Source organism: Actinacidiphila sp. bgisy160 (assembly GCF_057707815.1).
On record NZ_JBYIQW010000031.1, the window covers coordinates 31,210 to 54,484 of the forward strand.

General features: G+C 75.0%; 20 protein-coding genes. 9 read left to right on the forward strand and 11 right to left on the reverse strand.

The features are described from left to right. The first annotated feature begins 76 nt into the window (after window positions 1–76). Window positions 77–1,180 carry a calcium:cation antiporter gene (locus AC3EUJ_RS23260; protein ID WP_431964344.1) on the forward strand — a complete coding sequence of 368 codons (1,104 nt, stop codon included), beginning with the start codon at window positions 77–79 and terminating at the stop codon, window positions 1,178–1,180. Between the two features lie 136 nt (window positions 1,181–1,316). Here AC3EUJ_RS23260 and AC3EUJ_RS23265 read toward each other — a convergent pair whose 3' ends face one another. Then, on the reverse strand, window positions 1,317–3,512 hold the full coding sequence (locus AC3EUJ_RS23265) for a phage holin family protein (protein WP_431964426.1): 2,196 nt from the start codon (window positions 3,510–3,512) through the stop codon (window positions 1,317–1,319). Window positions 3,513–3,657: 145 nt separating this feature from the next. On the opposite strand from AC3EUJ_RS23265, the gene AC3EUJ_RS23270 reads away from it, so the two are divergent. Both AC3EUJ_RS23270 and AC3EUJ_RS23275 read left to right on the forward strand, forming a co-directional pair. Then, the gene (locus AC3EUJ_RS23270) at window positions 3,658–4,440 is read left to right on the forward strand and encodes an MBL fold metallo-hydrolase (RefSeq protein WP_431964346.1); all 783 of its coding nucleotides are present in this window, start codon (window positions 3,658–3,660) and stop codon (window positions 4,438–4,440) included. Continuing rightward, window positions 4,437–5,105 (forward strand): DedA family protein, encoded by a 669-nt coding sequence (locus AC3EUJ_RS23275; protein ID WP_431964348.1) that lies wholly within the window; start codon window positions 4,437–4,439, stop codon window positions 5,103–5,105. The genes AC3EUJ_RS23270 and AC3EUJ_RS23275 overlap by 4 nt, the downstream gene beginning before the upstream one ends. Window positions 5,106–5,368: 263 nt before the next feature. Here the strand turns inward: AC3EUJ_RS23275 and AC3EUJ_RS23280 are convergent, their stop codons facing one another. Then, complete coding sequence (locus AC3EUJ_RS23280; RefSeq protein WP_431964350.1) at window positions 5,369–6,604, reverse strand: aminotransferase class I/II-fold pyridoxal phosphate-dependent enzyme; 1,236 nt, start codon at window positions 6,602–6,604, stop codon at window positions 5,369–5,371. Window positions 6,605–6,776: 172 nt separating this feature from the next. On the opposite strand from AC3EUJ_RS23280, the gene AC3EUJ_RS23285 reads away from it, so the two are divergent. Further along, window positions 6,777–6,938, forward strand: coding sequence for a hydrophobic protein (locus AC3EUJ_RS23285; RefSeq protein ID WP_431964351.1), 162 nt, complete (start codon window positions 6,777–6,779; stop codon window positions 6,936–6,938). Between the two features lie 87 nt (window positions 6,939–7,025). Here AC3EUJ_RS23285 and AC3EUJ_RS23290 read toward each other — a convergent pair whose 3' ends face one another. Continuing rightward, a complete protein-coding gene (locus AC3EUJ_RS23290; RefSeq protein ID WP_431964353.1) occupies window positions 7,026–7,286 on the reverse strand; it encodes a DUF6158 family protein in 261 nt (86 codons plus the stop codon). Between the two features lie 153 nt (window positions 7,287–7,439). Between AC3EUJ_RS23290 and AC3EUJ_RS23295 the strand changes: the two genes are divergently transcribed. Both AC3EUJ_RS23295 and AC3EUJ_RS23300 read left to right on the forward strand, forming a co-directional pair. Continuing rightward, window positions 7,440–7,820, forward strand: a complete 381-nt coding sequence (locus tag AC3EUJ_RS23295) for a DUF2795 domain-containing protein (RefSeq protein WP_431964355.1) — start codon at window positions 7,440–7,442, stop codon at window positions 7,818–7,820. 115 nt (window positions 7,821–7,935) lie between these two features. Beyond that, on the forward strand, window positions 7,936–9,402 hold the full coding sequence (locus tag AC3EUJ_RS23300) for a bifunctional phosphatase PAP2/diacylglycerol kinase family protein (RefSeq protein WP_431964357.1): 1,467 nt from the start codon (window positions 7,936–7,938) through the stop codon (window positions 9,400–9,402). A gap of 71 nt (window positions 9,403–9,473) precedes the next feature. Here AC3EUJ_RS23300 and AC3EUJ_RS23305 read toward each other — a convergent pair whose 3' ends face one another. The 3 genes from AC3EUJ_RS23305 to AC3EUJ_RS23315 all read right to left on the reverse strand — a co-directional run bounded on the left by AC3EUJ_RS23305 (window position 9,474) and on the right by AC3EUJ_RS23315 (window position 13,044). Next, window positions 9,474–9,887 carry an SseB family protein gene (locus tag AC3EUJ_RS23305; RefSeq protein ID WP_431964359.1) on the reverse strand — a complete coding sequence of 138 codons (414 nt, stop codon included), beginning with the start codon at window positions 9,885–9,887 and terminating at the stop codon, window positions 9,474–9,476. Window positions 9,888–9,974: 87 nt separating this feature from the next. Next, window positions 9,975–11,045, reverse strand: coding sequence for an RNA ligase (ATP) (locus tag AC3EUJ_RS23310; RefSeq protein WP_431964361.1), 1,071 nt, complete (start codon window positions 11,043–11,045; stop codon window positions 9,975–9,977). Between the two features lie 73 nt (window positions 11,046–11,118). Then, window positions 11,119–13,044: a DUF5107 domain-containing protein gene (locus tag AC3EUJ_RS23315; protein WP_431964363.1), complete on the reverse strand. Its 1,926-nt coding sequence runs from the start codon at window positions 13,042–13,044 to the stop codon at window positions 11,119–11,121. A gap of 172 nt (window positions 13,045–13,216) precedes the next feature. On the opposite strand from AC3EUJ_RS23315, the gene fes reads away from it, so the two are divergent. Continuing rightward, window positions 13,217–14,569 carry an enterochelin esterase gene (fes, locus tag AC3EUJ_RS23320; RefSeq protein ID WP_431964365.1) on the forward strand — a complete coding sequence of 451 codons (1,353 nt, stop codon included), beginning with the start codon at window positions 13,217–13,219 and terminating at the stop codon, window positions 14,567–14,569. Window positions 14,570–15,179: 610 nt separating this feature from the next. Then, a complete protein-coding gene (locus tag AC3EUJ_RS23325; protein WP_431964367.1) occupies window positions 15,180–15,698 on the forward strand; it encodes a GNAT family N-acetyltransferase in 519 nt (172 codons plus the stop codon). Here the strand turns inward: AC3EUJ_RS23325 and AC3EUJ_RS23330 are convergent. Next, a complete protein-coding gene (locus tag AC3EUJ_RS23330) occupies window positions 15,671–16,174 on the reverse strand; it encodes a methyltransferase family protein (protein WP_431964369.1) in 504 nt (167 codons plus the stop codon). The genes AC3EUJ_RS23325 and AC3EUJ_RS23330 overlap by 28 nt on opposite strands. A 740-nt stretch (window positions 16,175–16,914) precedes the next feature. On the opposite strand from AC3EUJ_RS23330, the gene AC3EUJ_RS23335 reads away from it, so the two are divergent. Next, window positions 16,915–18,051, forward strand: coding sequence for a serpin family protein (locus AC3EUJ_RS23335; RefSeq protein WP_431964371.1), 1,137 nt, complete (start codon window positions 16,915–16,917; stop codon window positions 18,049–18,051). A 103-nt stretch (window positions 18,052–18,154) separates the two neighbouring features. Here the strand turns inward: AC3EUJ_RS23335 and AC3EUJ_RS23340 are convergent, their stop codons facing one another. Genes AC3EUJ_RS23340 through AC3EUJ_RS23355 form a run of 4 tightly spaced genes read right to left on the reverse strand, consistent with a single transcriptional unit; the run spans window position 18,155 to window position 23,253 of the window. Continuing rightward, a complete protein-coding gene (locus AC3EUJ_RS23340; RefSeq protein WP_431964373.1) occupies window positions 18,155–19,093 on the reverse strand; it encodes a S66 peptidase family protein in 939 nt (312 codons plus the stop codon). Next, window positions 19,090–21,087, reverse strand: coding sequence for a dipeptidyl-peptidase 5 (locus AC3EUJ_RS23345; protein WP_431964375.1), 1,998 nt, complete (start codon window positions 21,085–21,087; stop codon window positions 19,090–19,092). The genes AC3EUJ_RS23340 and AC3EUJ_RS23345 overlap by 4 nt, the downstream gene beginning before the upstream one ends. Then, window positions 21,084–22,424 carry a M20/M25/M40 family metallo-hydrolase gene (locus AC3EUJ_RS23350; protein WP_431964377.1) on the reverse strand — a complete coding sequence of 447 codons (1,341 nt, stop codon included), beginning with the start codon at window positions 22,422–22,424 and terminating at the stop codon, window positions 21,084–21,086. Before AC3EUJ_RS23350 ends, AC3EUJ_RS23345 begins: the two co-directional genes overlap by 4 nt. Beyond that, window positions 22,417–23,253 carry a M55 family metallopeptidase gene (locus tag AC3EUJ_RS23355; RefSeq protein WP_431964379.1) on the reverse strand — a complete coding sequence of 279 codons (837 nt, stop codon included), beginning with the start codon at window positions 23,251–23,253 and terminating at the stop codon, window positions 22,417–22,419. Before AC3EUJ_RS23355 ends, AC3EUJ_RS23350 begins: the two co-directional genes overlap by 8 nt. Window positions 23,254–23,275 lie beyond the last annotated feature (22 nt).

A 23,275-nucleotide genomic window follows, 5' to 3' on the forward strand; every position in this document is an offset into this window, starting at 1 on the left:
CGGCCGGGCGATGAGCGGGGCCACGTCCGGGCTCCCCGCGTCGCGCCGACCCTGACGAGCTGTCAGTCTCGGATGCATGACCGCTCGCTTCCCCGTGGCCGCACTGCACTGGACGGTCGTCGTCCCGGTGCTCTCCGTGGTCCTGCTGGCCCTGACCTGGGGACGCGTGCTGCCGGTCGCCGTGGTCGTGATCGTCGCGGTCTTCCTCGCCGTCGCGGTGCTCGCCGCCGTCCACCACGCGGAGGTGGTGGCGCGCCGGGTGGGCGAACCCTACGGCGCGCTGGTGCTGGCGGTGGCGGTGACCGTCATCGAGGTGGCCCTGATCCTCACCCTGACGGCGGACGGCGGCCCGAAGAGCGCGGGCCTGGCCCGCGACACCGTCTTCGCCGCGGTCATGATCACCTGCAACGGCATCATGGGGCTCTCCCTGCTGGTGGGGGCCGTGCGCCGGCGGGTGGCGGTCTTCAACCCGGAAGGGACGGGCGCCTCCCTTGCGACGGTCGCGACCCTGGCCACTCTCAGCCTGGTGCTGCCGACGTTCACCACCAGCACCCCGGGCCCGCGCTTCTCCACCGCCCAGCTCACCTTCGCCGCGCTCGCGTCGCTGGTGCTCTACGCCCTGTTCGTGGCGACGCAGACGGTGCGGCACCGCGCGTACTTCCTGCCGGTGAAGCCGGGCGGCGAGGTGATCGACGTCTCGGAGGACGACACCGTCCCGCCGACCTCCCGCGCCGCGATGTTCAGCCTGGCACTGCTGGTGGTGGCCCTGATCGCGGTCGTGGGGCTGGCCAAGGTGGAGTCGCCGACGATCGAGCAGGGCGTGCAGTACGCCGGGCTGCCGTCCTCCTTCGTCGGTGTCGTCATCGCTCTGCTGGTGCTGCTGCCCGAGACCATCGCCGCGGTGCGCGCGGCCACCCGCGACCGTGTGCAGACCAGCCTCAACCTGGCGCTCGGCTCGGCGATGGCGAGCATCGGGCTGACCATCCCGGCGGTGGCGGTGGCCTCGCTCTGGATGTCCGGTCCGCTGCTGCTGGGGCTCGGCGCCACGCACATGGTGCTGCTGGCGATCACCATCGCCGTGGGCACCCTCACGGTGATCCCGGGACGCGCCACACCACTGCAGGGCGGGGTGCACCTGGCGCTGCTGGCGGCGTACGTGGTGCTCGCGATCAGCCCGTGAGCCGGTGCCGCCCACCGGCAGCCGGCGACGAAGCACCCGCCGCGGACCCCGCCCGCGCGCACCTCACCCGTACGTGGCGAGCCCTCGCCGGCGCGTCCTCGGCGGGCGTGGGTTCCAGTGCCGTGCGCGGCACCCGTCAGCCGGCGACCGGCTGCTCGTCCTTGCCCTCCTCGACCGGGGGCGCCGGTGCCACGGGCTTGCGGCCGAGCCAGCCGCCCAGCAGTTCGTGCACGGCCGCGGCGCCCACCAGCCGGTCCTGCGGGTCCGGACCGTCCAGGTCGAACGGGTGCAGCAGGAAGGCGCGGCTCTGGTCGCCGCCCAGGCCGCCGTGCGATCCCACCTGCTCCTCGAAGGCGTGCACGGCCCGGGTGACCGGGTCGTACGCGGAGTTGACCATGATGTCGGCGGCGTGCGGGAAGCGGGCAGTGCGCAGCACCGCGGCCGCCGCGCCCGGCCCGAACGGCGCCAGCGGGTCGCGGCCGGTGATCCGGCCCGTCCCCAGCTCGTGCTCACCACCGTCCCCGCCCAGCACGAGCGGACCGCGCTCCCGGTCCAGGACCAGCACGAAGCCGATCCCCGGGTGCTCGGTCAGCGTGCGCAGCAGGGCCGGGTGGCGGGCCTCGATGCTCTGCCGGTCCGCCCGCCCCGGAAGGCCGGGGAAGGAGATCAGCGCCAGGTTCCCCGAGGCCAGCACCACGGGGTCCGAGGACGGCCCGGCCATCTCCTGCTCCTCGCCCGCGTGGCGTCCGTGCTCCGGGCGGTGCAGCGCCGCACGGGCCGCCGCGCGCGCCTCGGCGCCACTGGCCGTGCCACGGGCGCGGCGCCGCACCGGCAGCCCGCACCCCGCCCGGACCAGGTCCCTCAGGGTCAGCCCGTATGCGGCCTCGAAGGTCTCGCCGTGGCTCTGACCGTGGTCGGAGAGCAGCACGATCCGGTAGGGGCGCGGCGCGTACCGGGAGGCGTCGGCGATCAGCCGGATGGCGCGGTCCAGACGGCGCAGCACCCGCATGGCGTCCGGGCTGCGCGGCCCCGAGTGGTGCGCGACCTCGTCGTAGGCGACCAGGTCGGCGTAGACGGCCCCGCGCCCGGCGAGCATGTCGCCGACGACGGCCGCCACCGCCACGTCGCGCTCGACGACGGTGGCGAAGGCCCGCAGGAAGGGGTAGAGCCCGCCGCGCCGCACCCGGGGACGCTCGTGCCGCAGCCGCGCGGCGATGGACTCGGTGATCTCGCGGCCCACCTCCGCGAGAAAGGACGCGGCGGTGCGCACCGCGTTGGCCGGGTCGGAGAAGTACGCGAAGTAGCCGGTCCGGGAGCGGGTGGCGCCGGCCCGGGCGAGGACGGCGGCCGGATCCCCGCCCTCCGGGGCGCCGAGCGCCCGGGACCGCAGCCGGGCCATGGCGAGCCGGTCGGCCGAGAAGCGCCGGCGGCGCGTCGACACCGACATCACCAGCGCCAGCTGCTCCGCGCCGCCGCTGAACAGGTTGCCGCGGCTCGCGCCGTCCGGCGCCAGCAGACCCGCCCGCCCGGTGCGGGCGACCGCGCGGCGCTCCAGCTCGGCGGCGCAGGAGGGCCGGTTGCAGACCATGACCTGCCCGGTCTCCTTCTCGTACCAGCGGAAGGCCGGCACGTCCTCGTTGCTGCCGTGCAGGATGGCCAGCTGGCTGGCGCCGGTCTGGCTGCTCCAGTCGGTGGTCCACGGCACCAGGCGGTGGCTGCCGTCGAGCCACTCGGCGACCGTCTCCATCGCCGGGGCACGCAGCCGCCCCTTGCGCGTCGCCGGGCGCACGGCCTCGCGCAGCACGTCGTGCCCGACGCCGTCCAGCTGGACGAAGACGAAGCCCGGCTCCCGCGTGCCCTCCGCGTCGTGACCCGCGCCCCGGCGCCGGCCGGCCAGGCGCGCCAGACGGCGGCCGTACGCCGCGTCGTCGCGCATGGCGAGGGTCGTGCTCATCGCGGACGAGGCCGCCGACATCACCGCGGCGATCACCACGGCCGTGGCAGGCGCGATGTCGCCCTGCCAGTCGGGGGTGAAGCGGAGCGCGAGCAGCAGCAGCGAGCCGTTGAGGAAGAACACCAGCAGGCCCAGCACCAGCGCGGGCACCAGCAGCACGGCCCGGACGAGCACCGGCCAGACCAGCGCGCTCAGCAGGCCGAAGGCACCGGCGGCGGCCGCCGCCGTCACCGCGATGCGGGTGGGGCTGTCGCCGCTCGGCGACTGGATGCGGAAGTCGGGCAGGATCCCGGCGAGCGCGGCCATCGTCGCCGTCGACACCGCCCACACGACCAGCACGCGCACGATCGCGCCACCGGTGGCCCGCCACCGACGCAGCACGCCCACCCTCTCCTCACGTCTGTCCACGTCCCCGAACACGAATACCCCCAGACTGTCACAGTCCCCCCTGCGCCCCGCGGCGCACCCGGGGCACAGGCGGGCGCGCCGGAGCATAGGCTCGGGGCGAGACGAGGAGGCACGAGTGGCGGTCGAGATCACCTGGTGGGGACACGCGACGGTGACCGTGCGGGACTCGGGGGTACGGGTGCTCACCGATCCGCTGTTCGCCCCGCGCCTGGCCCACCTGCGCCGGCGGCGCGGCGCGGTCCCGCCGCCGGGAGCGGCGCTGGCGGACGTCGCCGTCGTCTCCCACCTGCACGCCGACCACCTGCACACCGGCTCGCTGGCCCGGCTCTCCCGGGGCACCCGGGTACTGGTGCCGCGCGGGGCCCCCGCCGCGGTGCCCCGGCTGCGGCGGCTCGCCGCGGACCGGCGACTGGAGCTGACCGAGGTCGCCCCCGGTGACGAGGTGAAGGTGGACGCGCTGACGGTACGCGTGGTGAGCGCCGCGCACGACGGCCGGCGCCTGCCGTACGGGCCGCGCCGCTCCCCCGCGCTGGGCTACGTGCTGACGGGCGAGGAACGGACGTACTTCGCCGGGGACACCGGGCTGTTCGACGCGATGGCGGACGAGGTCGGCCCCTGCGACGCCGCCCTGCTGCCGGTCGGCGGCTGGGGACCGTTCCTCGGCACCGGCCACCTCGACGCGGCGCGCGCCGCCCAGGCCCTGGCACGGCTCGCCCCGCGCGCCGCCGTGCCCATCCACTACGGGACGTACTGGCCGATCGGCATGGACGCCGTCCGCCCGCACGAATTCCACTCCCCCGGCGAAGAGTTCGTGCGCCTCGCCGGGCAGCTCGCACCGGCGGTGGCGGTGCACCGGCTGGAGCACGGGGAGAGCATCCTGCTGGAGGCCGCCACGTGAGCGGACTCACCCTGCTCGCGGAGCAGACGTCCTCCCAGTCCACCGGCCAGGTGGTCGGCTACCCCTCGCTCTTCCTGCTGGTCGTGCTCGGCTCGCTCGTGCCGGTCGTGCCCACCGGAGCGCTCGTCAGCAGCGCCGCCGTCGTGGCCTTCCACCAGACCGCCCCGTTCTCCCTGGCGCTGGTCTTCGTCATCGCCTCCGGCGCCGCCTTCCTCGGCGACATGGGCCTCTACCTGCTCGGCCACCGCGGCGTACGCTCCCGCAACGGCTCGCGCTGGATGCGGCAGCTGCAGGAGCGCGCCGACCCCGCGCGCCTGGCCGACGCGCAACGCCGGCTCGACGACCACGGCGTCACCGTCCTCGTGCTGTCCCGCCTCATACCGGCCGGCCGTATCCCGGTGATGGTCGCCTGCCTGCTCGCCGAGATGCCCGTCCGCCGCTTCGCCCGCGGCGACGTCCCCGCCTGCCTGGCCTGGGCGGCGGCCTACCAGCTCATCGGCATCCTCGGCGGGACCCTCTTCCCCGAGCCCTGGCAGGGCGTCCTCCTCGCCGTCGCGCTCACGCTCCTCATCGCCTCCGCCCCGCAACTCTGGCGCCGGGTGCGCGGCCTCACGGCCACTCCCACCACGTGCGACGACACCCGGGCGGAACGCCCCGGCCGCTGACCGTCTCCCGGCGGGGGTCGCGCCGCGGGCCCGTTGCCGCCCCCTTGGCAGGCCGGGAGCGCCAACGAGCACGGGCGCCCGCAGGGGTACGGCGTCGCCAGAGCGCTGTTCGCGGCCTCCCCGGCAGGAGTGCCCGGCAGCGAATCCAAAGACGCGCCGCCGTCAGGGCACAGGGACCGTGGCTGCTGCGCCCATACGCAACCGGGCCGCCGGCGAAGGCGGAGGGGCACCGTCCCCGGCCGGGCGTCGGCACCGGGCGGCACTCAGGCGGCGCCCGTGCCCAGGCCCGCGATCGCCGCCTCCAGGTCGGACAGCGCCGCGGCGACGTGGGGCAGTTCGAGCGGGTCCCGGGCGCCAAGGGCGGCACGGCGCTGGGCGTCGTCGGTGCCGTGGAGGGGGCCGGTGTCGATGCGTACGTGGAGGGCGGACGGGTCGTCGCCGAAGCGGTGGCCGCCGGGGACGGGGCGGCCGAGGCGGGCGGACAGGGCGGTCTCCAAGGTTGGGGCGTCCGTGACGCCCGCCGCTTCCAGGGCGTGCCGCAGGGGCCCCAGATCGGCGTAGAGGTGGAAGCCCGCCTCGGGCGGGCGGCACAGGGCGCCCGCGCGGGTGACCACCTGGTGGGCGGCGGCCCCGAGGGCGGCGTGCAGGCGGGTCGCGGCGGCGAGGTGTGCCCGTACGGCGCCGTCCTCGGCGAGCGCGTGGGCGGCCGTGGCGGCCACCGGCTCCGGCAGCACCGCGCGCAGCCCGGCGCAGCGGTCCGCCACGGCGTCACGCAGCCGCGCGCCCTCCTCGCCGGCCGGGAAGCGGGCGACGGCCACGGGCCAGGACGGCGGGGCCAGGGCCGCGCACAGGTCGGTGACGACGATCGTCCGGCCGGGCAGCATCTCGGCGGGCGTGAGCAGCACGGTCTCGTGCGGTTGGTGCACGGTGTCGGCGTACGTCTCGTCGGAGACCAGCAGGAGCCCGCACTGCTCCGCCGCCTCGCACGTCTCGTGCAGCAGTTCCGGCGGAGTCACCGTCCCGCTGGGGTCGTCGGCGGCCGACATGAGCAGCACCCGCGGGTCGGCGCCCTCCGTGCGGGCCCGGCGCACCGCCTCCAGCAGGGCGAAGGGGTCGGGGGCGCCGCCGCCCACCGCGGGGGTCTGCACGGCCGTCACGCGCCGGCCCAGCGTCCGCACCAGCGGCGCCTGCCAGGCGGCGGCGGGCCTGGCGAGCACGACGTCCCCGTCCACCGCCGCGAGGAGCGCCAGCAGCAGCGTCTCCGCACCCGGCGCGGCCACGGTGTCGGCCGCGGTCGTGGCGAGCCCGCGGCGCTCCCAGTAGCCCGCGGCGGCCGCGCGCACCGCCTCGCCGCCACCGGGCGGCTCCGGCGCGGCACCGCCGGGCAGGCCGGCGGACAGCCGCTCGGCCCAGTACGGCGGCACAGGCAACCCGGGGTCGGGCCGCCGGCCGGCCCGTGCGAGGCGCCCGGCCGGGGCCGGCGGTGAGGTCCGCTGCATCCGTGCCTCCGGTGGGATCGGGGGACCGGCGGGATCCGGCGACGGGGCACACGGCCCCGGTCGTCCCCCGCCGCCACCCTCGCACGCGCTCCGGGCTCCCGCCGCCGGGACGCGCGAATTGCGCTGCGTGCCGCCGGGAATTCAGGGCAACCGGAATCCAGGAGGTGTTCCCATGACCCCGCTGCTCCTCGTTCTGCTGCTGGCCCTCGTCCTCTTCGGCGCGGGTTTCGCCGTCAAGGTCCTCTGGTGGGTCGCCCTGGTCGTCCTGGTGCTGTGGCTGCTCGGATTCGTGGCACGGAGCGGTTCCGGCGGCTCGCGCTGGTACCGGTGGTAGTGAACGGAACCGCGAAGGGAAGGGGGGCGCGCGTCCGCCATCGGGTGGCCGCGCACCCCGAATGCGCGAGGAATCCCGCCCTGTCCGCTATTGCTGGGCCTGGACCGGCATCCGCACGGTCCGGGCCCTCGCCCCGGCCCGGGTACGGCCGGCGGAGACCATCCGCTGGGGATGACGGCGCAGGTACTCGCCCTCCAGGGCCGCCATCCGCGAGTTGTGTGCGTCGAGCGCCGCACCGGAGCCGTAGAGCAGTGTCTCGTGGCGGGTCCGGTGGACCGACTCCAGCTCCTGCACCAGCTGTCGTTCGTCCAGGTCTGCGGGGTCGACCCCGCCGGGATAGCGGCTCATGGGTCGCGCACCTTCCTTTCGCCTCCCTGTCACCTCGCCCGTTTGTTACCCCCGGCGCGGGGATTCATCCGCTTCTGTGGGCATTCAACAGGCATCGGATCCCTGGTCCGGGTAGACGATGGAAGGACCCGACCCCTGAGGAAAGGAGCCACCGTGCAACGAGGAAGCGACCGTCTGAGCGTCCATCGAGACGACGAGATGAAGCACGAACTGCGCGAGATGCTGCGCTCCGGGCACTCCACCCGGGTCGAGGAGTGGCACGACCCCGAGCCCGCCGCGGACGACGACCCCGAGGTCGGCACCGGGCCGGCCTGGGCGGGTGCGCCCGAGGGCGCGTCGGTGCGGTTCGAGCTCGCCAGGCATCTGACCCGGCAGCCGTTCCCCGCCCGGCGCGGCGACCTGTTGCGGGCCCTGCGCGACCGGCACGCGCCGGACCCCCTGACCGATCTGGTGGACGGACTCCCCGGCGACAATCGGCGGTACGCCAACGTCCAGGAAGTCGTACGGACCCTGGGCATGCGCCCGGAGGCCTGACCGGCCGCACGACCGCGACGCGGGCCGCGGGGCCGGTCGGCCGGCCCCCGCGCGCCTCGCACGGACCGCACCGCCCGGGAATCGACCGATCACGAAGGGAGTCGTTGTGCGCCGGATGCTGAGCACATGGGACAAGGAGCTGTTCCGGAATGTGGCGACCCGTTCGTGGCCGGCCGCCGAGCCGGTGCTGCCCCGCCTCAGCAGGGCCGCCAACCACGGGCTGCTGTGGTTCGGGGTCGCCGCCGGCATCGCGGCCGTCGGCGGCCGCACCGGCCGGCGCGCCGCGCTGCGCGGCGCCGGGTCGCTGGCGGTGGCGTCGGCGGTGGTCAACACCGTCGGCAAGGGCGCGGTGCGACGCAACCGCCCGGCCCTCGACGGCGTGCCCGTGATACGCAGGCTGGCGCGGCAGCCCGGCACCACGTCCTTCCCGTCCGGCCACGCCGCGTCGGCCGCCGCGTTCGCCGCGGGCATCGCTCTGGAATCGCCCCGCTGGGGCGCCGCGGTGCTGCCGGTCGCCTGGTCGGTGGCCTTCTCCCGGATCTACACCGGTGTGCACTATCCCAGCGACGTCCTCGCCGGGGTGGCCCTCGGCGCGGGCGCCGCCCTCGCCGTACGCGGCCTCGTCCCGACCGGGCGGCAGCTGGCGGTGCGCCCGACCCCACGGGCGGACGCCCCGGCCCTGCCGGACGGCCGTGGACTGTACGCGGTGGTCAACGAGGTCTCCGGCCCCCCGCCGCTGCTGGGCCCGCCGGCCGATCGACTGCGCAACGCGCTGCCCGAGGCCGTGGTGGAGGAGTGCTCCGAGGACGACGACCTCGCCGAGATGCTGGAGAAGGCCGCCCAGCAGGCCGCGGAGGCCGGCGGCGCGCTCGGCATCCACGGCGGCGACGGCAGCGTCAGTCTCGCCGCTTCGGTCGCGCTGCGGCACGGCGTGCCGTTGCTCGTCTCCCCCGGTGGCACGTACAACCACTTCGCGCTCGATCTGTCCGTCAAGAGCATCGAGGACGCCGCGCGGGCGGCCCGGGCGGGCACCGCGATCGCCGCCGACGTCGCGCGGATCTCGCCGGCCCCGACGGACGACGCCGCGGGCGAGGAGACGGGGTCCGCGCAATCCACGGTCTTCCTCAACACGTTCAGCATCGGCGTCTACCCCGACCTGGTCCACTACCGCGAACGCTGGTCGCGGCGTGTGGGCAGCTGGCCCGCGGGGGTGCTGGCCGCGCTGCACGTGCTGCGCACCTCCGCCCCGATCGACCTCGAGATCAACGGCCGGCGGCACTCGGTGTGGATGCTCTTCGCCGGCAACGGCGCGTACCGCAGCATCGGCCCGGCGCCGCTGCGCCGTCGTGCCCTGTCCGACGGGCAGCTCGACGTCCGCATCGTGCCCGGCAGCCCCCACGCCCGCACCCACCTGCTCGCGGCCGCCCTCACCGGCTCCACCACGGCCCTGCTGCGGCGGCTGCGGATCGGCGGCATGGATCCCGGCACCCGCCTGGCCTTCGACGGCGAGGTGGCGCCCGCGCCCCGCGACCTGGTGATCGACAAGGCCAACGAGGCCCTGACCGTCTACCGGCCGCTCTGACCCGGCGACGCGAAGCGGGCCGCTCCCCAGGGGCGCGGCCCGCTTCGCGCGTGCGGGTGGGCGGGCCGCCGTCAGTCCGACAGGCCCGCCAGCGCCCGGACGCCCTCGCCCTTGATGGTGAGGGTGTCCGGCGACCCCGCGTCTATCGCGAGAGTGAGGTCGTCCGACGGCCAGCCGCTGCTCAGCGCCGCGAGGGGCAGGATGCGGTAGCCCCGGGCGTTGGGCAGGGCGTGCGCCAGGCGCACCTCGGAGGTGAAGACCGGGACCAGCTTCGTCCCGTCCTCCTGCTCGAAGACCGGCAGGCTGATCGTCTCCTGCTCCGCCCCGTCCCCCGCGGGCTCCTCCGGCGGCGCGGGCACCGGCAGCAGGACGTCGCTGGAGGCCAGAGTGCTGAGCGCCGCCGCGTTGTCACCGCCGGTGGCGATCTCGTGCAGGGCTCGCTGCGCCGGGGGCTGCGCACCGTTCGGAGTGGTGAAATCGGTCATGGCCGTTCCCTTTCCGTTGCTTGCGTACGGGGTGGCTCGGGGCCTGCGCGTACCCAGCGAGGGAACGGTCATGCGTGCCCGACGGGGTCACTCGTACTCCGTGCCGCCCTTGCGGGTGAGGTAGGCGTCGCTGACCGCCTTCAGGACGGCGCGTCCGCCGAGCTCGGGGCTGTGGCGATCCGGGGCCGCCCGGACCACGACGCCCTCGCGCAGGTGCAGGCCGCGGCCGGAGACGGTCTCGGCGCCCCGCGCGAGCTCCAGGACGAGGTCGAGGTCGAACGGGCCCTCGTACAGCGTGGGGACCAGCGGCACGCTGCCGGCCGGGAGGATCTCGGCGGGGGCGAGCCAGCGGACGGACCCGTCGATCTCGGCGGCGACGTCGAAGGCCGCGTAGCCGGGCGTGTCGCGGCGCGCGTCGGCGCCGTAGCCCAGGTCCTGGACACCGGAGCCGTACACCTCGCCGTAGATCGCCACCCGACTGGCGCCGAGCCGGCCGGCGAGGGCCGCGGCGACCTCGGGCAGGCCGTGGCCGCGCACGGCGCGCCAGTAGAGGTTGCCGTCGGCCTCCTTCAGTGCGAGGCGCTGGGCACCCAGCCCCTTGGAGGTGACCAGCACGCGTCCGGTGTCCGCGAGATAGGTCAGGCAGCAGGCCGTTCCATGGAGCTTCTCGGTGATCGCGACCGGCTCGCCCGCCGTGAAGACGCCGGGGTGACGCTTGACGTTCTCGATGTCGATCCACGGCAGCAGGTCCGGCGCGGACTCCACGTCGCCGCTCATCGACACCGGCACCGGCGGCACCCACTTGGATATGCCGAGGAGCCCCGCGAAGTCGGTGCCTTCCCCGGCGGCCCGCGCCAGGTCCGTGCCGCCGAGCGCGGCCGGGCGGCAGACGATGCCCTGGGACAGCTCGCCGCGCAGCCGGACCGCCTTGACGCGGTCGGACGCGGGGCCGGCGAGCCGTCCGGTCAGGCCGAGTTCGGCGATGAGCGCGGCGGGCAGCACGGACTGCTCGGGGATGTACAGCGCGAAGTCGCCCGTCCGGTAGGCGCCCTTGGCCACGACCGCGCGGTAGAGGCCGACCTGGGCGAGCTCCAGGGCGTCCGCGTTCGGGTGGTCGTGGACGGTGAGCCTTTCGGCGGTGACGCGCAGCGTCGACATCGGGTTCCCCCTCGTGGTGGTGCGTGGATCGCACCACTGTGCGGGGTGCCGCGCTCCGCGGGCGAACGGTTTTTCAGGGCGCCGGGGCCATACGGAAGTCGTACGTCCCGGGCAGCGGTTCGTCGGTGAGGGCCTGCCAGGTCGTGTGCAGCGACTCCTCGCCCTCCCTCAGGTCGTCCACGGTGAAGCCCCCGTCGAAGACGGCCCGCGCGCCCGCGGTGTCCCCTGCGGCCAGCAGGACCTGGGCGTGCAGCAGCCTGAAGCGCCCGCGGGCGCGGGTCGTTCCGGGCAGGGCGTCGAGGACGGCGGCGGCGTCGCCGGGGCGGCGGGCCGCGAGGAGCACCGGCACGGCCTCGCGGGCCAGGGCCGCCGCGGCGGTGGCCCATGCCTCGCCCACGGGCACGGCCCGGAAGGCGTCGAGGTAGCGCTGCGCGGCGCGTTCGGGGTTGCCGTCGGTCTGGTCGGCGACGGCGAGGCAGTGCAGCGGCAGGCACGAACCCGACTCCGCCGCGGCCCGCTCCCAGCTGCGCACCGCCTGGGCGCGGTCGCCGGCGTGCCATTGGGCGAGGCCCAAGTGGTAGTCCAGGGCCCAGCTGTTGTCCTCGTAGGTGCCCGCGGTCTCCAGGAGTTCCCGCCACTCCGGGGAGACGAGCACGGGGCCGGGGACGGTGTCCTCGCTCAGCCGCGGGAAGACCCCGGCGCGCAGGAGTTCCAGCCAGGGCTTCTGCAGCTCTCCCATGGTGTCGGGCGCGAACGGCGTACCGGGCAGGTCGAACCGGCCGCGGGTGACCTCCAGCGCTCCCCAGCCGGAACCGGTCGCGAGGACGTCCTCGGGCTCGGTGTCCGCGGCGGGCAGCCACGCCTCGTGGGCGGCGCGCAAGCGTTCACGCGGCAGGACCGCCTCCAGGTGATCCGCCACGGCGTGCGAATCAGCGCCGGGGGCGGTCTCCAGCGGGCCGTAGGCCTCCAGCCAGCTGACGCAGGCGCCCGCGGCCAGGGGGAGGTGCTCGAGCTGGGTGGGGGCGAGTCCGGCCTGGATCTCCAGGTACCCGGGGCCGTCGCCCTCGTCCCCGGCGAGCCAGCGCTGCCAGCGGCGGCCGCCCGCGCCCTGCCCCCAGACGAAGAGCTTGCGGCCGCGGAGGGTGTCGGTGGAGGTCTGCACGAGGCCGCGGCCGCCGGCGTCGAGGGCCGCGATCCAGGGGCGGGTGCCGTCGGGCAGGTCGTAGAACCAGTCGGCGGGGTGCTCGGAGGCGGTGGGCGCCTCGGGGACGGGCACCCGCTGGAGGGTACGGGAGGCGCCGAAGTGCCAGGCATGGGTGGCGGGTGCGACGACGCGGGTGCCAGGTGCCTGCGGTACGGCGGTGTTGGACCACCAGTAGAGGGGAACGGTCCGGTGGTGAGGATTGCGGACGCGTACCCCCGCGTAGAGGAAGCCGGAGCCCTCGGGGAGCCACAGGTCGATCTGGAAGGGCAGGTCGCGCAGCCGCTCCCACTCCCAGAGGCGGAGCATCTCGCCGCCGTCGGGGGCGGGGACGCGGGCGGCGTGGAGCGGCGCGCAGCTGAGCGTGGTGTGCCCGGTGGCGCCCGGGTTCCATTCGACGCCACCGGAGAACCAGGCGCCGGCGAGGCCGAAGTCGGCGTACTGCAGGGCGGGGTCGGCGTGCAGCAGTTCGCGGCCCGTGGACTTGTCGTGCAGCGCGTACAGGCGGCCGCCGAGGCCGGGCAGGACGGTGGCGCGCAGCCGCTCGTTCTCGAGGACGACGGCGTCCAGTGCGGTGGGCACGCGCTCGCGGGTGTAGCCGTCGAGGCGCGGTACGGGGAGCAGGGTGCGCAGTTGCCCGTAGGCGATGCGCCGGGCCATGGCGGGCGGGAGCGCCGCGCTCTCGGACGGGTCGAGGACGTGCGGGTCCCCCGGCGCGCGGAGCGCGGGCAGGGGGTTCTCCGGGCCGAGCGGGCTGGCCGGGAGGGTGAGGGTGGTGCGTCGCACGGTGGTGGCCAAGAGGTCCCTCTCTCTGTCACCGGTATTCGGGTGAGGACATGGAACCCCGTATCGGCCCGCGCCGTCAGCGGTTTGCACCTCACGGAACGGCCGGCGTGCGCACATCGGTCCATGGTGAACGCCATTTTGGCCTGCTTTTGCCGTCCGACGGGTCCGGGAGGGTTTGCCGATCATGCTGTCCACGCTGTGGAGCCCGCCGAACGGCACGCCTTCGCGCGCGCCCCGCGTGCCACGTCCCGCTCCGGTCGAACGCGCGCACAGCCCGCGGCTGGCGGCGCTGGCCGCCCGTCCCGAGCGCGAGGCCGAGTTCTGGCGGGCCGTGGAGGCCGAGGGGACACCCCTGGTGGAGCGCCTGGACGGCGACCCGGGGCACGCCGCGGTCACCTTCCTGTGGCGCGGTACCACCGCGACCCGCGCCGTACTGGCCCTGCCCAACCAGGTGCTCGACCCTGACGACCTGGCCGGCAACCTCATGTCGCGGGTGCCGGGCACGGACGTGTGGCACTGGACGATAAGGATGCGGGCCGACTGGCGCGCCACATACGCGCTCTGCGTGGACGAGGGCGACGGCGGCGCCGCGGCCCCCTCGGGGCCCAAGGGGCAGGCGTACCTGCGCGGACTGCGCCGCCACCCGCGGCGCGACCCGCTCAACCGCACGGTCTTCCCCACCCGCTGGGGCACCGAGCCGCTGTCGGTGGTCGCCCTGCCCGCGGCCCCGGCACCGCTGGGCGCGTGGCGCGACCGGCCGTGTCCGCCGGTGGGCGAGGTCACCGTCCACACCATGCGCAGCGCGCACCTGCGCAACTGGCGCCGCGTGTGGGCCTACACCCCGTCCGGCTACGAGGATCTCGCCGGGCTGCCGGTGGTGGTGCTGCTCGACGGCGACGTGTGGCAGCAGCACCTCGACGTCTCGGCGCTGCTCGACGGGCTCGTGGCGGCCGGCGCGCTGCCGCCGCTGGTCGCGCTGATGCCGGACGCGCTGGACAGCGACACCCGGCGCCGCGAACTCACCTGCGACGACCGCTTCGTGGCCTTCCTGACCCGCGAACTGCTGCCCTGGGCGGCCCGCCGGTGGCCGGTCAGCGGCGACCCGGCGCGCACGGTCCTCGCCGGCCAGGGCCTCGGCGGACTGGCCGCCGCGTACGCGGCGTTGCGGCGGCCCGAGCACTTCGGGAACGTGCTCGCGCAGTCCGGCGCCTTCTGGTGGCCGGCCGGGCGCCGCGCGGGCGCGCTGCCCGAGGAGTGGCTGACCGGCCGCGTGGCGTCGCTCGCGCGCAGACCGGTGCGGTTCCACCTCTCGGCGGGCTTGCAGGAATGGGGCCTGACGGCCGTCGTCCGGCGGCTGCGGGACGCCCTGCAGGCCCAAGGCTACGAGGTGGCCCACCACGAGTACAACGGCGGCCACGACTACCTCTGCTGGCGCGAGGAACTCGCCCACGGCCTGGCCTCGTTGCTGCGCGGCCCCTTCCCGGGCACCCTCCCCGGCCCCCGGCTGCCGGCCCCGGCCGACACCGAACCCGTCTGACGCGGCCACCCGGCGCGCCCCTTCCCCGAGGCCCACGCCGACGCCCAGCGCCACGGGGCGGCGCGCCCCAGGGCGGCGAACTCGCGCAGGGGCGGCCTCGTTGCCGCACGGCACTGTCCCGAGGACCCTCCCGGCCGACAGGGAACCCGTCTGACGCGGCCACCCGGCACAGCGGCAAGGGGGTGGCGCGCCCCGGGGTGGGGAAGCGGCCCGGGACCCGCTGACGTTGCCGTCCCGGCTGCCCTCAGTCGGTCCGCGGTGCGTGCGGCGCGTGCCACGCAGCGCATCCGTCCCGGGCAGCCGCGACGACCGCGGCCCCGCGTCGGATGCCGACGTGGCGCGCAGCCGCCGCGCGTACGATGGCGCTGCCGCCGGAGCCGGCGTCTGCCGGTCCGGCGCGGCGAGGGCGCCATCGCACGGAAAGCGCCGCTCACGCGGATCGGCGGGACCCTGCGGCCGTTCGCGACGACGGACCTTCCGGCAGCCGTGCGGAGCCGCTGCCGTCCCGGCGGCGTGAGGCGGTGGCGATCGCGGCGGGAAGAGGGGCCCACAGGGTGGCCGCGGCCGAAATGCGCTTGCCCGGCGGGGGTGGGGCGTCCAGACTGCCCGGGTGCTGATTCGACGTGAGACCCCCGACGATGTCCCGGCCGTCCAGGCTCTCACCGCGAAGGCGTTCGCCTCGGAGGACCGTCCCGACCCCGTCGAGGTCACGTTGCTGGCCGAGTTGCGCAAGAGCGACGCGTGGCTGCCGGAGCTGTCTCTCGTCGCCGTCGACGCCGACGGCGATCGCGTCGTCGGCCACATCGTCTGCACGCGGGCGCACGCCGGCGGCACGCCCGTGCTCGGTCTGGGCCCGCTGAGCGTCGCGCCGGGGCACCAGCGCAAGGGCGTCGGCCTGGCGCTGGTGCACACGGTGCTGGGCGCCGCGGACGCCCTGGGGGAGCCGCTGGTGGCGCTGCTGGGGAGCCCGGACTACTACGGCCGTTACGGCTTCCGGGTGAGCACGGACTACCGGATCACGCCGCCCGACCCGGCCTGGGGGCCGTACTTCCAGGTCCGCCCGCTGTCCGCCTACAGCCCTTCGGTGAGCGGGGCGTTCCGCTACGCGGAGCCCTTCGACCGGGTCTGAGTGAACCGGGGCAGCCACGCGGGCACGGCCCGGCAGTACGCCTCGTACTCCTCGCCGTGGGCCGTGCGCAGCGTCGGCTCCTCGTACCAGTGGACGAACGCGGCGACCGTCAGCCACACGGCGGCGGCGTAGAGGAGCAGGACGGGCCGCAGAAGCAGCAGTCCCTGCCCCGCGACGAGCGCCACGACGGCCAGGTACATGGGGTTGCGGACCCGGGCGTACGCGCCGCCGGTGACGAGGCGTTCGGTGGGGGCGACGGGCGCGGGCGTGCCGCGCCCCTCGCGTACGAAGCGGGCGAAGCCGTGCAGGAGCACCGCCGCCCCGGCCAGCGCGACGAGGCCGCCGGCCGCCCGTACCGGCCAGGGCCCGTCGCCGGACGCGTACCGGGTGAGCCACCAGGGAATCAGCCCGGACACGACGCCGGGCGCCGCGAGGAAAAAGACCGCGCTGCCGAGCGCGGCCGTGGACCGTCTCATGCCTTCATGGTGCCCGCCGACGGTCGCCCCGGATACGTCTTGGCGGCGCGGGTTGCCGTAGACATGGGCGCGCAGTTCAGGGCGCACATGGTCGCGACGGCGAGGATGAAGGGGAGGCGGCGAGCCGCAGGCCGGTCATGGCGTACGGGAGCGCGGTGGGCCGGACGAGCCGGCGCAGCGTCGTCCAGAGTTCCGTTCGCGCAGTGAACTGTCGTTCATTGGGTGGTGCGCAAAGCGACGGTAGCGTCGCCGCGCGGGCGCGTTCAACGGATCGCACAACGGCTCCTCGATGACAGTTGTGTCGCGGACGGGAGAGCGGGGGCGCAGGGGACATGAGGGGTGAAATTACATGGAGAAAATCGCCAATTGTGGCCTTTTGCCCCTGGCGGTCGGCTTTCACCCCGAGTAGATTGGATTATGGCCTACGGGGCGAGCGAGGGAGTCCGGTAGCACCGGTTGCGGAGCAGGAAGCAGCAGCTTCCGCCGGCGCCGGGTTCAACGGCCGGGCTGAGAGGCTTGAAGGTCTGGGAAGAGGTTTTTGGACCGGAGAGCGACCCCTAGCACCTGATCCGGACCATGCCGGCGAAGGGAGTCCCACCTCGTAGGTCGTGGAACTGCAGCCGATGAGCCGCGCGGTGAGCGCGGCTCTTTGTGTGCCGCGGCCACTTGGCCGTCCCGCCCGGCCGCTGGGATGATCCCCTGAAGCGTTGGGCGCCGACGGGTGGAGGGCTTGGGGGGACATGGACGACCGTATGCCGGTTGCGGCGGTCAACGGGCTGACCGCGCGGTGGGCCCGCGACACCCTGGGCGGCGGCCGTGCCGGGGCGACCGTCTTCTCCGCCGCAGGGGTCTGGCCGCTGCTGGGCCTGCTCGCCGCGGGGGCCGCCGGCGCCGCCCGTGCCGACCTGGAACAGGCCGTCGGGACGGACGCCGCGACCGCGGCGGGTGCCTCGGGACGACTGCTCGCGCGGCTTGACGCCATGGAAGGCGTCGACACCGCCGTGGGGCTGTGGACCCGCGCTTCCCTTCCGCTCGCGCCCGGCTGGCTCTCCCTGCTCCCGGCCGGCGCCCACGGGCACTTCACCGGCGACACCGAGACCGACCGCAAGACCCTGGACACCTGGGCCGCGGACCGGACCCACGGCATGATCCCCAGGATGCCGGTCGCCGTGGACCGGAACACCCTCCTGCTGCTCGCGAACGCGCTGGCCCTGCGCACCGACTGGGCCGAGCCCTTCCAGGACAACCACACCGGGACCCTCTTCCGCAGCTCGCCCTACCTGGACATGGCCGGGGTCGCGGCCACCCCCTTCGGCCCGCTGACCATGGCTAAGGTGAACGGCACCAACGGGATCGAGGTCCACCTGCTGCTCGGCCCCGACCACGTCGCCCCCGGCGAGGTGATCGCCGCCGGCATCGCCGCCCTCGACGGGACGTACCAGGTGCTGCCCGGCAACCTGCTGCCCTACGGGCGGCCGGGGCCGGGGGTCACGGTCGAGGACGTCACGAGCTTCGACCCGGCACCCGCGCTCGACCTGACCACGGTCCCGTTCACCGTCGGAGCCGAGCACGACCTCCTCGAGCGCGCCGAGCTGTTCGGGCTCGCCACCGCCCGCGACAGCGGCGCGGGGCACTTCCCCGGCGTCAGCGCGCAGCCGCTGGCCGTCGGCGCGGCGAAGCAGGCGGCCACAGCGACCTTCAGCGCGAAGGGCTTCCGGGCCGCCGCCGTCACCGCGGTCTCCCTGCGCGTCGGCAGCGCTCCCGGGCAGGCCCGGCAGACCCGGCGGGTGCGGGTGGGATTCCTGCGCCCGTTCGGCTTCCTCGCCGTCCACCGGCTCCTTCCGGCGGTCCTCGTGGCGGGGTGGGTGACGCCCTGACCTCGGCACGCGGCGGTCACGGTCACAGGGCGCTCCCCGACCGCCAGTCCCGTCACCGCGCTCTCGGCGGCCGAACCCTCCTGAGGACGGGACCCCGCACCGGTCAGCCGGTGGGCGCGGGCACCTCCACCGTGAGGGTGCCCGCGTCCGCGTCCAGCACGGCGGGGACGCCGAGCGGCACGGTCAGACTGGTCTCGCAGTGACCGAAGCCCAGTTCCTCGACGATCGGGACGCCGAGCCCGCCCAGCCGGTCCAGGAGCACCGCCCGCACCTGCTCGTAGGGGCCGCAGTCCCGCCAGGAGCCGAGGGCGATACCCGCCACCCCGTCGAGCCAGCCGGCCCGCAGCAGCTGGGTGAGCATCCGGTCGATCCGGTAGGGCTCCTCGCCGATGTCCTCCAGCAGCAGGATGCCGCCCGGCACCCCCGGCCGCCCGTCCGGTGTGCCGAGGCCGGAGGCGAGCAGGGCCAGGCAGCCGCCGACGGTGACGCCGCGTGCCGTGCCGGGGACGAGCGTCCGGGCGGTCGGCGCGCCGAGGACTCGCGTCCGCCCGGGCTCGAAGAGTGCCTCCCGCAGGTGTGCGCGCGTGGGCTCGTCCTTGAGGAAGCCGTGCGCCGCGATCATGGTGCCGTGCAGGCTGGCCAGGCCCAGCCGGACGGCGAACGCCTGGTGCAGCACGGTGATGTCGCTGAAGCCGAGGAGGGTCTTGGGCCCGGCCGCTCGCAACGCCTCCCAGTCCAGGAGGTCTGTCATGCGCTGGGCGCCGTAGCCACCGCGGGCGCAGAGCACGGCGGCCACCGACGGGTCGCACCACGCTCCCTGGAAGTCGCGGGCGCGCGCCGCGTCCTGTCCGGCCAGGTAGTCGAATGTGGGGTGGCGGTCCAGGACGTGCGGCGCGACCACCGGGTCGAGGTCCCAGCCGCGGAGGATGTCCAGCCCGGCGTCGAGCCGTTCCCGGGGCACAGGTCCGCTGGGGGCGACGACGGCGACCCGGTCCCCGGGGACGAGGGGGCGGGGTCGGGTGAGGGGGGCCAGCGGTGTCACTTGGTGAGCTCCAGAGGGGGTACGGAGGGCGGGGTGAAGCCGAAGACCTGTCCGTAGAGGGCGAGTTCGGCCTCCAGACAGGTGATCATCGTGTCCTCGCGGCGGAAGCCGTGGCCCTCGCCCTCGAAGGTGAGGTAGGCGTGGGGGACGCCGCGTCCCTTGATCCGCTCCAGGAACCGCTCGCACTGCACGGGGCGGCAGATCACGTCCTCCAGCCCCTGCAGCAGCAGGAAGGGCACGGAGAGCCGGTCGGCCCGGGTGACCGGCGAGCGGTCGCGGTAGCGCTCGGGAACCTCGGCGTAGGGCCCGATGAGCGAGTCGAGGTAGTGGGACTCGAAGTCATGGGTCTCACCGCCCGCGGCCCAGCCGGTGAGGTCGAGGAGCGGGTACTTGATCACGCCGCAGGCGTAGACGTCGGTACCGGTGAGGGAGGCCGCGCTGGTCCAGCCGCCGGCGCTGCCGCCGCGGATCGCGAGGCGCTGCCCGTCGGCGGTGCCCTCCTCCGCCAGCGCCCTCGCGACGGCGGCACAGTCCTCCACGTCGACGACGCCCCACTGCTCGCGCAGCCGCTCGCGGTAGGCGCGCCCGTAGCCGGTGGAGCCGCCGTGGTTGACCTCGACGACGCCGATCCCCCGTGAGGTGAAGTAGGCGATCTCGAGGTTGAGAACGAGCGGTGCCCGGCTGGTGGGACCGCCGTGCACCCAGACCACGTAGGGCGGCAGCTCGCCCTCGGGCGCGGCGAAGTAGGGGTTGGCCGGCGGATAGAGCTGCGCGTGGATCTCTCGTCCGCCGGGCCCGGTGAAGGTGCGTTCCACGGGCTCGGGCAGGAACTCCGGGGGCACGGTGTCGCGGTGGGCGGCACCGATGACGCGGGTGCGTCCGGTGCAGGTGTCGAGTTCGAGCACCTCGAAGGAGCTGCGGGCCGAGGCGGCCACGGCGACCACCCGGGTGCCCGCGGTGGACAGCGCCGCGGTCCACTCGCTCCAGGGACCCGGCACGTCGGCCCACTCGCCGGTCGCCGGGTCGAATATCCCCAGACGCTGGGCCCCCTTGCCATGCAGCACAGCCAGTGTCCCGGCGGCGAGCGGGGCGAACCAGCGCGCGCCCATCTGCCAGCCCGGCCCGGCGAACTCCTCCTGCGCCGGCAGCAGGTTGACCGCGTTGCCGGTGGCAGGGTCGACTCGGTGCAGGTTCCACCAGCCGTCGCGGTCGGTGGCGGCGATCAGGGTGCCGTCCGGTGTCCACTCCGCCTGCGCGACGGACTCGGTGGGGCCGCCGAGGATCGTCCGGGCGGCGCCGAAGGTGCCGTCCGCGCCGACGGCGGCGTGCTTGAGCTCCGTGCCGTCCCACGGCATCCGGGGGTGGTCCCAGGCGATCCACACGGCCTGCCGCCCGTCCGGGGAGAGCCGCGGCGAGGTCACGAAGTGGTGGGAGGCGTCGGAGAGTTCACGAACGGCGGTGCGGTCCTCGGCGGCCGAGCCGTCGAGTGGGACGGCGGCGACGACGCGTCGTACGTCGCTCGGCCCCTCGCCGGTGAACTCCTCCAGTACGCACCACACCTCACCGCGGTCCGGATGGATCTGCGGATCGGCCCAGCGCAGTCCGTCGCCGACCGGGGAGAGCGGGGTCAGCGGCCGCGGCAGGGCGTCCGGCACATCGGGCTCGTATGCGTAGAGCCGCTGGTCCGGGAAGTGGGAGAAGACGATCAGCGGTCCTCTCCCGGGCTGCGCGGCGCCCGCCCAGGCCCGGCCGCCGTACTCGATGACGCGGGTTCGCACGTTCCACGGCGCGGGCAGCGGACTGCCGACCGTGCCGTCCGCGCGTCGGCGCACGAGGGCACGGCGACCGCCCTGCGCCGGCCGTGGTTCGGTCCACCACACCTCGTCACCGACGAACCCGGGGAATTCGGGGCGTCCGTCGTGGGAGGCGGCGGTGCGAGCGCCGACCGGCGACTCCCAGGCACCGTAGGGGGCGATGATCGGGGCACGCGTCATCGGGCGACTCCGTCGGTCGTGTCCTGCCGGCCCAGCATGAACCGGTCGAGTACGCGGACGCCGAAGTGGAGCCCCTCCACGGGGACCCGCTCGTCGACGCCGTGGTACATCCCCGCGTAGTCGTAGCCCTCGGGCAGCTTCAGTGGGGAGAAGCCGTATCCCGTGATGCCGAGCCGCGAGAACTGCTTGGCGTCGGTACCGCCGCCCATCACATAGGGCACGACGTGGGCGTCGGGGTCGAAGTGGATCAGGGCCTCCCGCATCGCGGCGTAGACCGGCGCGTCGAGTGGGGCCTCCAGCGGGATCTCGCGGTGGTGGAACTCCCATGCCACGTCCGGGCCGGTGAGCTCGTCCATGGTGGCCGCGAACTCGGCCTCGCCGCCGGGCAGGACCCGGCCGTCGATGTAGGCGACCGCGCTGCCGGGGATGACGTTGACCTTGTACCCGGCCTCGAGCACGGTCGGGTTGGCGCTGTTGCGGATCACCGGTTCCACCAGGGCGGCGGCGCTGCCCAGCTTGGTGAGCAGGATGTCCACGTCGTCGAAGTCGGGCTCGACCTCGTGCAGCGCGGCCAGTTCGGTCAGCGCCGCCCGGACCGTGGGGACGATCCGCACCGGCCAGCGGTGCTCGCCGATGCGGGCGACGGCCGCGGCGAGCCGGGCCACGGCGTTGGTGCGGTTGACCTTGGAGCCGTGCCCCGCCCTGCCGTGGGCAGTGAGCTTCAGCCAGGCGGTGCCGCGTTCCCCGGCGGCCACCGGGTACAAGAGCAGCCCGGGCCCGGCATGGAAGGTGAAGCCGCCGGACTCGCTGATGCCCTCGGTGCAGTCGCGGAACAGCTCGGCATGCTGCTCGACGAGGTAGGTCGCCCCGTAGGTGGCGCTGTCCTCCTCGTCCGCCGTCAGCGCGAGCACGATGTCCCGCTCGGGCCGCAGTCCCCTGCGGGCCCAGGAGCGCACGGTGGCGAGCACCATCGCCACGGTGCCCTTCATGTCGACGGCGCCGCGGCCCCAGACCACCCCGTCCCGCACCTCGCCGGAGAAGGGGTGCACGCTCCAGTCCTCCGCCTGGGCGGGCACGACGTCCAGGTGACCGTGGACCAGCAGCGCGCCCTGTCCGCTCCCGGCGCGTGGGGCGCCCTCGATACGCGCCACGACGTTGGCCCGGCCCGGTGCGGACTCCAGGACGCGCGCCTGGATCCCGGCCTCGTCGAGAAGCCGCGCGGCGTACTCCGCCGCGGGGCGCTCGTTGCCGTCACCGCCGCCGCGGTTGGTGGTGTCGATCCGGATCAGCTCCGAGGTGAAGCGGACCGCCTCCTCCAGTGCCCGGGTGTCAGCCATACTGCTCCTCCACAGCTGCCGAGACGAGGGCGGTCACGGCCTTGTAGCAGCGGATCCCCTCGTACATGGTCGGTGAGGTGTAGGCGACGCGGCGCTCGCCCGTACGCTCCACACCCGGCACGATCGCGGCGGCCCCCGCCAAGTGCGCCGCGTCGAACTCGACCTCGATCGTGAACGGCCCACCCCGCACCGGCTCGTGGCGCACCGCGAGCGGCGTCGCGTCCTTGGCGGCGGCGCGGATGTCCGCCGCCGTGCGGGCCGGCGGCCGGCACACGGCCGCGTAACGCGAGACGTAGTCCTTGACGGCGACCGTGCGCGCCGCCGGCGCGTAGCCCCGGGCGTCGAGGCCGGTCCGGTCGTCCCCCGTGACCAGTACGACGGGCACCCCGTACTCGGCGGCCACCAGCGCGTTCAGCCGGCCCTCACTCGCCGGCGGGCCGCCGTCGACCCACACGCCGGTGATCGAGTTGGGCAGGTAGGTGTGGGCCAGCACCCCCTCCGTCCCGGCGCCCGTGTGGAAACCGACAAAGGCGATGCCGTCCACGTCGCCGTGCTGCACGCCCTCGACCATCGACAGGTCCTTGTGCCGCCCGGTGACCATCTCGGCCCGCTCGTCCAACTGCTCCAGCAGCAGGTTCCGCATCGACCAGTGGGCCTCGTTGACCAGGACCTCGTCGGCGCCGCCGTCGAAGAAGCCGGCGATCGCGGCGTTGACGTCGGAGGTGAACAGATGCCGGAACCGCTGCCAGCCCTCCGTGCCGGGCAGGACGTCACCGGGCCAGGTCACCCCGGTAGCGCCCTCCATGTCCGCGCTGATCAGGATCTTCATGGCATGGAACGTTACGCAAAGT